The 14,018-nt window shown below is 66.5% G+C and carries 12 protein-coding genes; 10 read left to right on the top strand and 2 right to left on the bottom strand.

Features of this window, described 5'->3' with window-relative positions; translation table 11 throughout:
• Positions 1 to 269 precede the first annotated feature (269 nt).
• Entirely contained in the window at positions 270 to 1,373 is a 1,104-nt protein-coding gene (locus BGI51_RS02565; protein ID WP_187980220.1) for an NADH:flavin oxidoreductase/NADH oxidase, read from the top strand.
• Between the two features lie 39 nt (positions 1,374 to 1,412).
• Here BGI51_RS02565 and BGI51_RS02560 read toward each other — a convergent pair whose 3' ends face one another.
• Positions 1,413 to 1,883 (bottom strand): nuclear transport factor 2 family protein, encoded by a 471-nt coding sequence (locus tag BGI51_RS02560; protein WP_187980219.1) that lies wholly within the window; start codon positions 1,881 to 1,883, stop codon positions 1,413 to 1,415.
• A gap of 191 nt (positions 1,884 to 2,074) precedes the next feature.
• Here BGI51_RS02560 and BGI51_RS02555 point away from each other — a divergent pair, with 191 nt between their 5' ends.
• Positions 2,075 to 2,770, top strand: coding sequence for a tellurite resistance TerB family protein (locus BGI51_RS02555; protein ID WP_017640786.1), 696 nt, complete (start codon positions 2,075 to 2,077; stop codon positions 2,768 to 2,770).
• 3 nt (positions 2,771 to 2,773) lie between these two features.
• Here BGI51_RS02555 and BGI51_RS02550 read toward each other — a convergent pair whose 3' ends face one another.
• Positions 2,774 to 3,676, bottom strand: coding sequence for a LysR family transcriptional regulator (locus BGI51_RS02550; protein WP_133862616.1), 903 nt, complete (start codon positions 3,674 to 3,676; stop codon positions 2,774 to 2,776).
• Positions 3,677 to 3,822: 146 nt separating this feature from the next.
• Here BGI51_RS02550 and BGI51_RS02545 point away from each other — a divergent pair, with 146 nt between their 5' ends.
• From BGI51_RS02545 to BGI51_RS02510, 8 genes are all read left to right on the top strand, one after another.
• Positions 3,823 to 5,496, top strand: coding sequence for a GMC family oxidoreductase (locus tag BGI51_RS02545; RefSeq protein ID WP_187980218.1), 1,674 nt, complete (start codon positions 3,823 to 3,825; stop codon positions 5,494 to 5,496).
• A gap of 109 nt (positions 5,497 to 5,605) precedes the next feature.
• Positions 5,606 to 7,228 (top strand): MFS transporter, encoded by a 1,623-nt coding sequence (locus BGI51_RS02540; protein ID WP_187980217.1) that lies wholly within the window; start codon positions 5,606 to 5,608, stop codon positions 7,226 to 7,228.
• 100 nt (positions 7,229 to 7,328) lie between these two features.
• A protein-coding gene (gene prfB / locus BGI51_RS02535) for a peptide chain release factor 2 (RefSeq protein ID WP_133862613.1) occupies positions 7,329 to 8,424 on the top strand; the annotation gives its coding sequence in 2 pieces (ribosomal slippage) (positions 7,329 to 7,400 and positions 7,402 to 8,424; 1,095 coding nt in all).
• Between the two features lie 96 nt (positions 8,425 to 8,520).
• A complete protein-coding gene (lysS, locus tag BGI51_RS02530) occupies positions 8,521 to 10,023 on the top strand; it encodes a lysine--tRNA ligase (protein ID WP_187980216.1) in 1,503 nt (500 codons plus the stop codon).
• 258 nt (positions 10,024 to 10,281) lie between these two features.
• Positions 10,282 to 11,289, top strand: a complete 1,008-nt coding sequence (locus BGI51_RS02525; RefSeq protein WP_158891300.1) for a transporter — start codon at positions 10,282 to 10,284, stop codon at positions 11,287 to 11,289.
• Positions 11,290 to 11,516: 227 nt separating this feature from the next.
• A complete protein-coding gene (gene cbpA / locus BGI51_RS02520; protein ID WP_187980215.1) occupies positions 11,517 to 12,461 on the top strand; it encodes a curved DNA-binding protein in 945 nt (314 codons plus the stop codon).
• On the top strand, positions 12,461 to 12,769 hold the full coding sequence (locus BGI51_RS02515; RefSeq protein ID WP_187980214.1) for a chaperone modulator CbpM: 309 nt from the start codon (positions 12,461 to 12,463) through the stop codon (positions 12,767 to 12,769). The genes cbpA and BGI51_RS02515 overlap by 1 nt, the downstream gene beginning before the upstream one ends.
• Positions 12,770 to 13,150: 381 nt before the next feature.
• Positions 13,151 to 13,894 carry a TIGR00266 family protein gene (locus tag BGI51_RS02510; RefSeq protein ID WP_187980213.1) on the top strand — a complete coding sequence of 248 codons (744 nt, stop codon included), beginning with the start codon at positions 13,151 to 13,153 and terminating at the stop codon, positions 13,892 to 13,894.
• Positions 13,895 to 14,018 lie beyond the last annotated feature (124 nt).

The following is a 14,018-nucleotide window of genomic DNA, read 5'->3' as shown; positions in this document are numbered from 1 at the left end:
GCGATGCGTTAAAAATCAGCTGTTTCGCCAGCCCGATCGGAATGCTCATTTACCCCTCGTAAACTCGAGCGCGAGTCCGATCCGCTTCCCCGCTGATTTGATTCGCTGGCGCTCACCCTCCGGGCCAGCCGTTGGCTGTTACTCCCGTTGGTCGTTGCGCCTTGCCTGACCTTCGCTCGGCGACTTTTCAGACGAGTCCTGTCGGATCGGCGATCTATTCTGGTTGGTAGCACTCCAATACCGTGCATCCCGACTAGACGAGGTCCGCCATGAGTCTCCTGTTCCAGCCCCTGACCCTGCGTCAGCTGACCCTGCCCAATCGCGTGGTGGTCTCCCCGATGTGCCAGTACTCCAGCGAAGACGGCTTCGCCAACGACTGGCACCTGGTCCATCTCGGCAGTCGCGCCACCGGTGGCGCTGGTCTGGTGATCTTCGAGGCCACCGCGGTCACCGCCGATGGGCGCATCACGCCCCAGGACCTGGGGCTGTGGAAGGACGAGCAGATCGAGCCCTTGCGGCGGATCACCCAGTTCATCGAGGGACAGGGCAGCGTCGCCGGCATCCAGCTGGCCCATGCCGGCCGCAAGGCCAGCACCTGGCAACCCTGGCTCGGCAAGCACGGCAGCGTGCCCATCGCCGAAGGCGGCTGGGTGCCGGTGGCGCCCTCGGCCATCGCCTTCGATCCCCAGCACACCCGGCCCACGGCGGTGGATCGCGACAATATCGCCAGCATCCGTCGGGCTTTCGTGGACACCGCCGAGCGGGCCCTGGCGGCCGGTTTCAAGGTGGCCGAGATCCATGCCGCCCACGGCTACCTGCTGCACCAGTTCCTCTCGCCGCTCTCCAACCGTCGAGAGGACGACTACGGCGGCAATTTCGAAAATCGCATTCGCTTGCTGCTGGAAGTGACCGCCGATGTGCGGGCGGTCTGGCCGGAAGAGTTGCCGCTGTTCGTGCGGGTCTCGGCCACCGACTGGGTGGAAGACGGCTGGGACGTCGACGAGACGGTGGAGCTGGCGCGGCGACTGAAGACCCTGGGCGTCGACCTGATCGACGTCTCTTCCGGCGGTACCGCGGCCCAGGCCGACATTCCCACCGGGCCCGGCTACCAGACCCAGTTCGCCGAGCGGGTGCGCAAGGAGGCCGGGATTCCCAGTGGCGCGGTGGGCATGATCACCGACGCTGCCCAGGCCGAGCACGTGCTGCGCACCGGTCAGGCCGACCTGGTGCTGCTGGCCCGCGAACTGCTGCGCGATCCCTACTGGCCGCTGAATGCCGCCGAGGCCCTGCGCGAAAAGGTCTCCTGGCCGCCGCAGTACGTGCGCGCCGCGCACCGGGATACGCCGCTGCGCAAGCCGTTCGGGGAAGAATAGGGCGCGGGACGGAGCCATCCGCGCGGATGGCTCCCCGGTTCAGGACTTGGCCGGGCGCAGCATCGCCTCCAGGGCGTCGCTGTCGTAGTAGTCGCCCAGGTACCAGATGCGGCCGTCGCGGATCTTCATGATGCTGGCGCCGCGGATCTTGACCGGTTGCTTGCCGGTGGCGGTGACGCGGTTGCCGGTCAGTTCCCATTCGAAGGCAATGCTGCGTGGGCCGATGACCGGCTTGTGCACCATCTTCACCTGCAGATCCGGGACGGCCTTGAGGGTGACCTTGACGATCCGGTCGCGGGCCTGGGTGCGGCTGGTCTCGGTGGTGGCGGCGCCACTGTCGAAATACTGCACCTTGGGATCGAGCAGGGCGCTGGCGGCCTCGGCATCGTGATCGTTCCAGGCATCGAGGTAGCGATTGGCGATGAGGCGTGCGTCCTCGGCGGCGGCCTGAACCTGGCCGGCGGTGAGGGCGAGCGAAAGCGCGAACAGCACAGCCAGACGCGAGCGCATGGGGTGTCTCCGGCAACTGCAGGGGGAAGGCGCAAGAGTAGCGCCGTGGGCGGTCCGCGGTCAGCAATATTTTGTATCGACCGGCTGGTCGCGACGGCGACCCCGGCAACATCCGGTAAGCAGGTGGCGGGAGCCAGACGGCGTGGCCAGTGGTCCTAAAGGGCTGAATCCTGACTCTGTGGAGGTCATCCATGAACACCCGCGGTTTGCTTGATCAACTGCTCAAGGCGGGCCAGCAGGCGCTGGCCAAGAAGACCGGTCACTCGGCCCCCCGGCCCGGCACGGCGTCCACCGGCAAGGATTCCCTGGGTGGTCTGCTCTCCGGACTGGGCAACAGCGGCCTGGCGGCCGGGGCCCTGACCGCGCTGCTGGGCAGCAAGCGCGGTCGCGCCATGGGTGGCAAGGCGGTCGGCTATGGCGGTCTGGCGGCCCTCGGCATGGTGGCCTACAAGGCCTATCAGTCCTGGCAGGCCAATCAGGCCCAGGGGACGGCGGCCGTCGAGCCGCGTACCGTGGATCGGGTACCGGAGCACGAAGCCGAGGCCCATGGCCGGGCGGTGCTGATCGCCCTGATCGCGGCTGCCAAGGCCGATGGTCACGTCGATGACCAGGAGCGCCAGGCGATCGAGGCCGAGATGGCCAAGCTGGACAACGATCCCGAGTTGCGCAGCTGGCTGCAGCGCGAACTGGAGCAGCCGCTGGATCCGGCCAAGGTCGCCGCCGCCGCAGAAACGCCCGAGATGGCCGCCGAGATGTACCTGGCCAGCCTGATGCTGATCGACGATCAGCAATACATGGAAAAGGCCTACCTGGACGAGCTGGCGCGTCAGCTGCGCCTGGAACCCGGCTTGCGCGCCGAGCTGGAACGCGAGGCCGCGGCGGTCTGACGACTAGGCGAGCGGGCGTTCCTCGCCCAGCAGGACGCTCCGCTCCGCCGCGCAGAGCTGCAGCAGGAAATCCCAGACCACGCGCAGGCGCGCTGAGCGGTGCAGCTCCCGGTGGGTCGAGATCCAATACTCGCGGGTGAAGGACCGCTCCGGGAGCACGCCCTCCAAGGGGGTGTTCTGGCCCACCAGATAGCAGGGCAACACCGCGATGCCGATGCCGGCACAGGCCGCTTCGCGCTGGGCGATGACACTGGTGCTGCGAAAGACGATGCGTGGCTCGGGGCAGAGGCCCTGGATGAATTGCAGTTCGCGGGTGTACAGCAGGTCATCGACGTAGCCGATGAAGGTCTGCTCGCCGAGATCGGCCTGGGCGTCCAGCGCGGGTGCCCGATCCAGATAGGCGCGACTGGCATAGAACCTCAGGCGATAGGGCGTCAGCCGCCGGCCGATCAGGCCTTCGGCGGTGGGTCTTTCCAGGGTGATGGCGATGTCCGCCTCGCGGTTGGTGACGCTGACGAAGCGTGGCACCGACACCAGCTCCACTTCCAGCCCGGGATAGTCGCGCAGCAGCGCCCCCAGGCGCTGGGCGAGAAAGCCGGTGCCCAGGCCCTCGGTCACTCCGACCCGCACCTGGCCCAGCGGATTGAGGCGCTGGGTTACCGCCTCCTGGGCCAGCAATGCGGCTTCTTCCATCGCCTGGGCATGCGCGAGCAGCGCCTGACCGGCCGGGGTGAGCTGATAGCCGCTGGCCTGCTGCACCAGCAGCTGGCTGCCCAGGGCGCGCTCCAGGGCCTCCAGGTGGCGGGCGACGGTCGCATGACTGACGCCCAGACTGCGAGCGGCGGTGAGCAGGCGACCATGGCGCTGGACCTCCAGAAAAACCCGCAGATCGTTCCAGTCGAACATCCCTTTTCCTCGTCTAGGCCTGTCTGCCGGGCCGCTTGCTGGTCACTGTTCAGAAATGCACAGCCGTTGCCCGTTTTCTGCGACTGTTGTTCGCGGATGACGACACTAGGATAGGGACCACAACAACAAAAAAGCGAGGGAACGTCATGCCCGGTCCTGCTGCGGAATATGACTTCATCATCGTCGGCGCCGGTCCGGCCGGCTGCCTGCTGGCCAATCGGCTGTCCGCCGATCCGAGTCATCGTGTGCTGCTGCTAGAAGCCGGCGGCCGTGACAACCATCCCTGGATCCACATCCCCGTCGGCTATCTGTTCTGCATCGGCAATCCACGCACCGACTGGTGCTTCAAGACCGAGGTGGAAGCGGGTCTGGGTGGCCGCGCGCTCAACTATCCTCGCGGGCGGGTGCTGGGCGGCTGCTCCTCCATCAACGGCATGATCTACATGCGCGGCCAGGCCCGCGACTATGACGGCTGGGCCGCCGCCGGCAATCCCGGCTGGGGCTGGCAGGACGTGCTGCCGCTGTTCAAGCGCATGGAAGATCATTGCGATGGCGCCTCGGCCTTTCATGGTGCCGGGGGCGAATGGCGGGTCGAGCGGCAGCGTCTGCACTGGACGCTGCTCGACGCCTTTCGCAGTGCCGCGGGCGAAACCGGTATCGCGCCGGTGGAAGACTTCAACACCGGCGACAACGAAGGCTGCGGCTACTTCCAGGTCAATCAGCGCAATGGCGTGCGTTGGAATGCCGCCAAGGCCTTTCTCAAACCCATCCGTCAGCGCGCCAACCTGCAGGTGCTGACCGGTGTGCAGGTGGAGCGGGTGCTGCTGGAGGAGGGCAGGGCACGGGCGGTGCTGGCGCGGTTGCCGGGCCAGGCCGAACCCCAGCGCCTGGTGGCGCGGCGGGAGATCGTGCTCTGCGCCGGCGCCATCGGCTCGCCGACCCTGTTGCAGCGCTCCGGCATCGGTCCGCGCGGTCTGCTCGAAGGCCTGGGTATCGGTGTCCGGCACCGGCTGGAAGGGGTGGGCGGCAATCTGCAGGATCACCTGCAACTGCGGCTGATCTATCGGGTGCACGGCGTGCCGACCCTCAATGCCCTGGCCGGCAGTCTCTGGGGCAAGCTGGGCATGGGCCTGGAATACCTCTGGAAGCGCAGTGGTCCCCTGGCCATGGCGCCGAGTCAGCTGGGCGCCTTCGCCCGCTCCGATCCGGCGCAGCCCTCGGCCAATCTGCAATACCACGTGCAGCCGCTGTCGCTGGAGCGCTTCGGCGAGCCGCTACACGGCTTTCCCGCCTTTACCGCCTCGGTGTGCAACCTGCGCCCGGCCAGTCGTGGCCAGGTGAGCATCCGCAGCGCCGACCCGCTGGCCGCGCCGCTGATCCAGCCGCGCTATCTCAGCGCACCGGAGGATCTCAGGGTGGCCGCCGATGCCATCCGCCTGACCCGGCGCCTCGTCGCCGCCCCGGCCCTGGCCGCCTATCGGCCCGAGGAATATCTGCCGGGACCGGCCTACCAGAGCGAAGCGGAGTTGCAGCAGGCCGCAGGAGCCATAGGCACCACCATCTTCCATCCGTCCGGCACCTGCCGCATGGGCCAGGACGCCGACGCCGTGGTCGATGCGCGCCTGCGGGTACATGGCATCCCGGGGCTGCGGGTGGCCGACGCCTCCATCATGCCGACCCTGGTCTCGGGCAACAGCTGCTCGCCGACCCTGATGATCGCCGAGCAGGCGGCCACCTTCATGCTGGCCGAGGCCCGCGAACAGGGCCGCCACGAGTTGCCCGCCGCGATCGCCAGGGCCAGCGCGGTCTCCGCTGCCTAGACGCGTCCATCCGGTTTCACCGACGGCGGGGCCTCCCGCCGTTTCCACCGTAGTAGCTGTCGCCCATAACAACAATCAGCCCGGCGATCCCGGGTCAGGAGAACGTGCGATGTCCGACTATGCCCAACCCCGGGTACAACCCAGCGCGGCCAGCAGTCGCCGCGAAGAGCGCAAGGTGATCTTTGCCTCGTCCCTGGGGACCGTCTTCGAGTGGTATGACTTCTTTCTCTATGGCGCCCTGGCGGCGGTGATCAGCAAGCAGTTCTTTGCCGGCGTCAACGACACCACCGCCTTCATCTTCGCCCTGCTGGCCTTTGCCGCCGGCTTCGTGGTGCGACCCTTCGGCGCCCTGCTGTTCGGACGCCTGGGCGATCTGGTCGGCCGCAAGTACACCTTTCTCGCCACCATCATCCTCATGGGCATCGCCACCTTTGGCGTCGGTCTGTTGCCCACTTACGCCAGCATCGGCGTGGCCGCGCCCATCATCCTGGTGGTGCTGCGCCTGCTGCAGGGCCTGGCCCTGGGCGGGGAATACGGCGGTGCCGCCACCTACATCGCCGAGCATGCGCCGCCCGGCAAGCGCGGCGCCCACACCAGCTGGCTGCAATCCACCGCGACCCTGGGGCTGTTGCTGTCGCTGGTGGTGATCCTGGTCTGCCGCTACCTGACCGGCGACCAGTTCGAGGTCTGGGGCTGGCGCCTGCCGTTCCTGCTGTCGATCTTCCTGCTGGCCATCTCCACCTGGATCCGCATGTCCATGCACGAGTCGCCCGCCTTCCTGCGCATGAAGGCCGAGGGCAAGCAGAGCAAGGCACCGATCCGCGACTCCTTCACCAACTGGAGCAATCTCAAGGTCGTGCTGATCGCGCTGTTCAGCATCAACGGCGGCCAGGCGGTGACCTTCTACCTGTCGCAGTTCTATGTGATGTTCTTTCTCACCCAGACCCTCAAGCTCGACCCGGTGCTGGCCAACAACCTGCTGATCATCAGCGTGATCCTGGGCGCCCCCTTCTTCGTCATCGCCGGCTGGCTGTCGGACAAGGTCGGGCGCAAGCCGATCCTGATGCTGGGGCTGCTGCTGGCCACGGTGCTCTACTTCCCGCTGTTCAAGGCCCTGACCCACTACGCCAATCCGCAGATCTACCAGGCCAGTCAGCAGGCGCCCATCGTGGTGACCGCCGACCCGGCCACCTGCACCTTCCAGTTCGACCCGGTGGGCAAGGCGCGCTTCGACAGCCCCTGCGATAGGGTCAAGACGCTGCTGGCCAAGAGCGGGCTGCCCTACCGCAGCGTGGCGGCGGCACCGGGGGACGCGGTGCAGGTCAACGTCGGCGACAAGGTCATCGTCGGCTTCGACGAACCGGCCCTGCGCGCGGCGGTACAGGCCGCCGGCTATCCGGCCAAGGCCGATGCGGCCCAGGTCAACAAGCCCATGGTGGTGGCGGTGATCTTCGCCCTGATCCTGATCGCCACCCTCTGCTACGGACCCCTGGCGGCGCTGATGGTGGAGCTGTTCCCCACGCGCATCCGCTATACCTCCATGTCGCTGCCGTACCACATCGGCAACGGCTGGTTCGGCGGCTTCCTGCCGACGGTGTCCTTTGCCCTGGTGGTCTATACCGGCGACATCTTCTACGGCCTCTGGTACCCGGTGCTGGTGACCGGTGTCAGCCTGGTGGTGGGGCTGCTGTGCCTGCCGGAAACCCGCCACCGCGATCTCGACGCCGATTGAGCTCCCGCCGGCGGCGAATCCCCTTCGCACTCTGAGTTTCGCCGCCGATTGGGTTATACTCGCGAGCTTTTCCACAGCTTTTCTCGCGAGTGTTTCCCCCATGGAAATCAACCCGATCGTCACCAGCATCAAGGACCTCTCCAGCCGCACCGAGACCATTCGGGGGTATCTTTGACTACGATCTGAAGAAGGATCGTCTGGTCGAAGTCGAGCGCGAGCTCGAAGATCCCGCTGTCTGGAACAAGCCCGAGTACGCCCAGAATCTTGGCCGCGAGCGCGCCCTGCTGGCCCAGGTGGTCGGTACCCTGGACGAGCTGAACGGCGGCCTGGCCGATGCCACCGACCTGCTGGAAATGGCTGCCGAAGAGGAAGACCAGGGCGCCGTCGATGACGTGGCGGCCGAGGTGGAGCGCCTGCGCGGCATCCTCGAGAAGCTGGAATTCCGCCGCATGTTCAGCGGCGAGATGGACCCCAACAACTGCTACCTGGACATCCAGGCCGGCTCCGGCGGCACCGAGGCCCAGGACTGGGCCAACATGCTGCTGCGCATGTACCTGCGCTGGGCCGACCAGCACGGCTTCAGCGCCGAGATCGTCGAATTGTCCGAAGGCGAGGTCGCCGGCATCAAGGGCGCCACCGTGCACATCAAGGGCGAATACGCCTTCGGCTGGCTGCGCACCGAGATCGGCGTGCACCGCCTGGTGCGCAAGAGTCCCTTCGACTCGGGCAACCGTCGCCACACCTCCTTTACCGCGGTGTTCGTCTCGCCCGAAATCGATGACAACATCGACATCGAGATCAACCCCTCGGATCTGCGCGTCGACACCTACCGCTCCTCGGGCGCCGGCGGTCAGCACGTGAACACCACCGACTCAGCGGTGCGGATCACCCACGTGCCCACCAACACCGTGGTGGCCTGCCAGAACGAACGCTCCCAGCACGCCAACAAGGACACCGCCATGAAGATGCTGCGGGCCAAGTTGTACGAGCTGGAGATGCAGAAGCGCAACGCCGCGTCCCAGGCCCTGGAGGATTCCAAGTCCGATATCGGCTGGGGCCACCAGATCCGTTCCTATGTGCTCGACGCCTCGCGGATCAAGGATCTGCGCACCGGCGTGGAACGCAGCGACTGCGACAAGGTGCTCGACGGCGATCTGGACGAATACCTCGAAGCCAGCCTCAAGCAGGGCGTTTAATCCATCATTTCCTGTAGGAGCGGCTCATAGCCGCGATAGAGCTCTATCGCGGCTATGAGCCGCTCCTACGGTCAGCACCCCAGGTAAACAGCAGACATGAGCGAACAACCCCTAGATCCCCAAGCCCAGGAACAGGAAGACAACAAGCTGATCGCCCAGCGCAAGGAAAAGCTTTCCGCGCTGCGCGACCAGCAGGCCATTCCCTTCCCCAACGACTTCCGCCGCGACAGCCTGGCCGGTGACCTGCAGCAGCAGTACGTCGACAAGACCAAGGAAGAGCTGGAAGCCGCAGGCATCAAGGTCAAGGTGGCCGGGCGCATCATGCTCAACCGCGGCGCCTTCATGGTGCTGCAGGACACCAGCGGGCGCATCCAGGTCTACGTCGACCGCAAGACCCTGCCGGCGGCAACCCTGGAAGCGGTCAAGAGCTGGGACCTGGGCGACATCATCGCCACCGAAGGCACCCTGGCCCGTTCCGGCAAGGGCGATCTCTACGTCAACATGAGCGACGTGCGCCTGCTGACCAAGTCGCTGCGCCCGCTGCCCGACAAGCACCATGGCCTGACCGACACCGAGCTGCGCTATCGCCAGCGCTATGTCGATCTGATCGTCAACGAGGAGGTCCGCCAGACCTTCCGCGTACGCTCCCAGGTCATCGCCCACATCCGCCGCTTCCTCATGGAGCGGGGTTTCCTCGAAGTCGAAACCCCCATGCTGCAGACCATTCCCGGCGGCGCGGCGGCCAAGCCCTTCGAGACCCACCACAACGCCCTGGACCTGGCCATGTTCCTGCGCATCGCGCCGGAGCTGTACCTCAAGCGCCTGGTGGTCGGTGGCTTCGAGAAGGTCTTCGAGATCAACCGCAACTTCCGCAACGAAGGCGTCTCCACCCGGCACAACCCCGAGTTCACCATGCTCGAGTTCTACCAGGCCTACGCCGACTACCACGACAACATGGACCTCACCGAGGAACTGTTCCGCGAACTGGCCATGGCCGTGCTCGGCAGCACCGACGTGCCCTATGGCGACAAGGTCTTCCACTTCGGCGAGCCCTTCGTGCGCCTGTCGGTGTACGACTCCATCCTCAAGTACAACCCGGACATCACCGCGGCAGACCTGCAGGACGTCGAGAAGGCCCGCGCCATCGCCAAGCGGGCCGGCGCCAAGGTGCTCGGCCACGAAGGCCTGGGCAAGCTGCAGGTGATGATTTTCGAGGAGCTGGTGGAGAGCAAGCTGGAGCAGCCGCACTTCATCACCGAGTATCCCTTCGAGGTCTCGCCGCTGGCGCGTCGCAACGACGACAACCCCAGCGTCACCGACCGCTTCGAGCTGTTCATCGGCGGCCGCGAGATCGCCAATGCCTACTCGGAGCTCAACGACGCCGAAGACCAGGCCGAGCGCTTCATGCTGCAGGTCCAGGAAAAGGACGCCGGTGACGACGAGGCCATGCACTACGACGCCGACTTCATCAACGCCCTGGAATACGGCATGCCGCCCACCGCCGGCGAAGGCATCGGCATCGACCGCCTGGTCATGCTGCTGACCAATTCGCCGTCGATCCGCGACGTTATCCTCTTCCCGCACATGCGTCCGCAATAAGGGTGGCGCCCCGTTCGGGGCGTCGCTCCGGCTGCCGCCGACCGGGGCTCTGTCATCAAAGGTTCATCCGGGCCTGCTAAGAGCCTGTTCAGAGTCTAGCGAGCTAGAGCCAAGCAAGGCGAAAAGGGCTGAGGAAGCGGAATTTACGAAGGGTAAATGAGCATTCCGAGGGCGTTTTCAACGCTGTTTGGCCGACGCGCAGCAGACTTTGAACAGGCTCTTAAAGAGCCCTGATGTCGCGTCCCTTTGCAGGTAGCCATGACCAATACGTTGATCCCCTTGCATCCGGCCGCTGAACGGCTGGGGCTGCTCTACGCCTACCATTTCACCTCGGGCCAGCCGGGCCGGGCCCTGACCATGGCGCCGGAAGATCCCTGGGAGGCGGAAGAGGGCGGTTTTCGCTGGCTGCACTTCAACCTGGCCCACGCCGCCGCCGAGCGCTGGATGCGCGAGCACCTGGGGTTGCCCGAGGAGTTCTTCGAATCCCTGCACGCCGGTTCCCATTCGACCCGGCTGGAACCGGCCGACGACACCCTGCTCGGGGTGGTGAACGACGTGACCCTCGCCTACGGCCAGGTCTCGGTGGACGTCGCCACCCTCTGGGCCTGCGCCCGCCCGGGACTGCTGGTGACCGCCCGCGCCCAGCCACTGCGCTCGGTGGATCGCCTGCGCCATGCGGTGCGTCGCGGCGAGGGCTTCGGCTCCACCCTGGAGCTGCTGGTGCACCTTCTGCGCGATCAGGCCGATGTGCTCACCGGCATCATCCGCGACACCACGGTCAAGGTGGATGCCATCGAGGATCGCCTGCTGTCCCAGCGGCTCTCCGCCAGTCGCGCCGAACTGGGCGGCCTGAGACGCGCCCTGGTGCGGCTACAACGGCTGCTGGCCCTGGAGCCGGGCTCCTTGCTGCGACTGCTCAACCGTCCGCCGGCCTGGCTGCGGCGCGACGACATCCAGACCCTGCGCGAGGCGACCGAGGAATTCGACCGGGTGCTGGACGACCTCGCCGCCCTGGTGGAGCGGCTCAAGCTGCTGCAGGAAGAGATCGCCGCCGCCTCCGCCGAGCAGACCAATCGCACCCTGTTCACCCTGACCCTGGTCACGGTGCTGGCCCTGCCGATCAACATCATCGCCGGCTTCTTCGGCATGAACGTCGGCGGCATCCCGCTCTCCGACTCGCCCCACGGTTTCTGGATCCTGGTGGCGCTGGTGGCGACCTTCACGGTGCTGGCCGGCAGCCTGGCCTTTCGCAAGCGCGGTGACTGACCGGCTGCGTGCAACCCCCGGGCGTGCGTCGCGGTCTTTAGTGCGGTGCTTCAGAAGTTGACTGCACAATTTTGGCGGCGCTTTTTGCTCCTGGACGTCGTTGCCACTCCTCGCCATAGCCCTGCTATGACTCGTCGCGGCGCCTAGCCCAAGAGGAAAAATCACTCGCCAACTCTTGCGCGAACCGCTGTAGCACCACACTAGGCAGCCTCCCACTGGAGACCACGATGGACTTCAAGGACTACTACGAGGTGCTCGGCGTCGCTCCCGACGTCGACGACAAGACCCTCAAGACCGCCTATCGCAAGCTGGCGCGCAAGTACCACCCCGATGTGAGCAAGGAGGCCGAGGCCGAGGCCCGCTTCAAGGAGGTGGCCGAGGCCTATGATGTCCTGCGCGATCCGCACAAGCGGGCGGAATACGACCAGATACGCCTCTACCAGCAGCAGGGCGAGCGCTTCCAGGTGCCGCCGGACTGGCAGCCGGGCTCCGGTGCCGACTACAGCGATCCCCATGCCGGTTTCGGCGAGGACTATTCCGACTTTTTCGAGTCCCTGTTCGGCGCGGCCGGGCGTTCCCCGCACGGCGGCTTCGCCCGCCGGGGCCGCGACATCGAACTGGAATTGCCGCTGTTTCTCGAAGAGAGCCAGACCGGTAGCACCAAGCCGCTGAGTTTCAGCCTGCCGCAACGGGATGAACTGGGCCGCCGCGTGGGCGAGACCACCAAGACGCTCAACGTCAAGATTCCCGCCGGCAGCGCCGACGGCGAACGCATCCGCCTCAAAGGTCAGGGCGAGTCGGGGCTCGGCGGTGCCGAGGCGGGAGACCTCTATCTGGTCATCCGCCTGGTGCCTCATCCGCTGTTCGACGTGGACGGCCAGGATCTGGTGGTCAGTGTACCGCTCGCCCCCTGGGAAGCCGCGTTGGGCGCCAAGGTGCAGGTGCCGACGCTGGATGGGCAGATCATGCTCAGTATCCCGCCCGGCAGCCAGAACGGTGCGCGGTTGCGGGTGCGCGGCAAGGGCCTGGCCGGCAAGGCCGGGCAGGGCGATCTGCATGCCCTGCTCAAAGTGGTGATGCCGCCTCGAGGCGACGAAGAAACCCAGGCGCTGTGGCGCCAACTGGCCGAGCGGGCGGCCTTCGATCCCCGCCGCGACTGGAGGAGAGTCTGATGAGCAGTCTGATCGTCCTGCAGGAATTCTGCGTGCTCTGCGAGGTAAGCGAGCCGGTGGTGGTGGAGATCGTCGAGCACGGCATCCTGGCGCCACAGCGGGGCAAGCGCCCGTCCGAGTGGCACTTCGATACCGGCGCGCTGCACCGCGCCCGTCGCGCCGTGCGCCTGCGCCACGAACTGGACCTGGACTGGTCCGCGACGGCCCTGGCCCTGCACCTGCTGGACGAGGTGGAAGAGCTGCGCCGCGAGAACCGGCGCCTGCGGCGGCGCCTGGAGCGCTTCGCCGGCGAGCTGCGGGACATCTGACCGGCCGCGTAGGCTGGTTGAGGCGGCTGCATCGTCGACGCCCAGCGGTCTCTGGTTGAACCTGGCCATGTTGGGCTTCGCTGCGCTCAGCCCAGCCTGCACGAATGCCCCCTCTCCCTCTGGGAGAGGGCTGGGGTGAGGGAAGCTGGCGCACGAAGTTCGGTTCCAGCCGCGGCCAGCTTGGTCCTGCCCGTAGGAGCGGCCCATGGCCGCGATCTCCTAGAGGTTCAACCCCAGGGTGAAGACCAGGCCAGCATCCCAAGTGAACCTTCTACCCCATTTGTCACGTTACCCAAGCCACCGCTGGTACCGGGCCTAGCACGCCAACCCCTGCCATCGCTGCTAGGCTGGGAACCTCCAACAGCGGTACAGGAAACCCTCATGCCCAGCCATATCCTCGACCACCGCATTCTCGGCGAATCCCTGCAGGCGGTGGAGATCGGTCTCGATCCCGGCGAGACGGTGATCGCCGAGGCCGGTGCCATGACCTACATGGAGGCCGACATCGACTTCACCGCGCGCATGGGCGACGGCTCCGCTGGCTTGCTCGGCAAGCTCTGGGGCGCCGGCAAGCGCATGCTCGGCGGCGAGTCGCTGTTCATGACCCATTTCACCAACGAAGGGCGCGAGAAGCGCCACGTCGCCTTCGCCGCGCCCTATCCGGGACAGGTGATTCCGCTGGACCTCGCCGCCCTGGGCGGCACCCTGTTCTGCCAACGCGATTCCTTTCTCTGCGCCGCCAGGGGCACCCGCATCGGCGTGGCCTTCACTCGGCGTCTGGGCGCCGGCTTCTTCGGTGGCGAGGGCTTCATCCTGCAGCGGCTGGAGGGGGATGGCATGGCCTTCGTGCATGCTGGCGGCACGGTGATCCGCAAGGACCTCAGGGGCGAGACCCTGCGCCTGGACACCGGTTGCCTGGTGGGTTTCACCAGCGGCATCGACTACAACATCAAGCTGGCGGGTGGCCTGCGCAGCATGCTGTTCGGTGGCGAAGGCCTGGTGCTGGCGACCCTGAGCGGCCACGGCACCGTGTGGATCCAGACCTTGCCCTTTTCCCGGCTAGCCGGCCGGGTCCAGGCCGCGGCCGGCGGCGTCACCGGTGAACGCCGCGCCGGGGGTGATTAGTTTCTGCAGGGAAAATGGCAGCTTTCGGTAACTCCGCGACGAAGGTCCAGAGCACCCGCCCGGCGGTGATGCGCGATTGCCTATCGCAATGAACAAATCGACGAAATGTGCCTCGAAAGCCTTG

Source organism: Pseudomonas oryzihabitans, assembly GCF_014522265.1.
Taxonomy (GTDB): Bacteria; Pseudomonadota; Gammaproteobacteria; order Pseudomonadales; family Pseudomonadaceae; genus Chryseomonas; species Chryseomonas aestiva.
The sequence above is the reverse complement of the archived record's forward strand: the minus strand, read 5'-3'. Positions and strand labels throughout refer to the sequence as shown.

Coding starts and splice junctions, on each gene's coding strand:
- BGI51_RS02565 (WP_187980220.1), top strand. CDS start 270: ATGAGTCTCCTGTTCCAGCCCCTGACCCTGCGTCAGCTGACCCTGCCC.
- BGI51_RS02560 (WP_187980219.1), bottom strand. CDS start 1,883: ATGCGCTCGCGTCTGGCTGTGCTGTTCGCGCTTTCGCTCGCCCTCACC.
- BGI51_RS02555 (WP_017640786.1), top strand. CDS start 2,075: ATGAACACCCGCGGTTTGCTTGATCAACTGCTCAAGGCGGGCCAGCAG.
- BGI51_RS02550 (WP_133862616.1), bottom strand. CDS start 3,676: ATGTTCGACTGGAACGATCTGCGGGTTTTTCTGGAGGTCCAGCGCCAT.
- BGI51_RS02545 (WP_187980218.1), top strand. CDS start 3,823: ATGCCCGGTCCTGCTGCGGAATATGACTTCATCATCGTCGGCGCCGGT.
- BGI51_RS02540 (WP_187980217.1), top strand. CDS start 5,606: ATGTCCGACTATGCCCAACCCCGGGTACAACCCAGCGCGGCCAGCAGT.
- lysS (WP_187980216.1), top strand. CDS start 8,521: ATGAGCGAACAACCCCTAGATCCCCAAGCCCAGGAACAGGAAGACAAC.
- BGI51_RS02525 (WP_158891300.1), top strand. CDS start 10,282: ATGACCAATACGTTGATCCCCTTGCATCCGGCCGCTGAACGGCTGGGG.
- cbpA (WP_187980215.1), top strand. CDS start 11,517: ATGGACTTCAAGGACTACTACGAGGTGCTCGGCGTCGCTCCCGACGTC.
- BGI51_RS02515 (WP_187980214.1), top strand. CDS start 12,461: ATGAGCAGTCTGATCGTCCTGCAGGAATTCTGCGTGCTCTGCGAGGTA.
- BGI51_RS02510 (WP_187980213.1), top strand. CDS start 13,151: ATGCCCAGCCATATCCTCGACCACCGCATTCTCGGCGAATCCCTGCAG.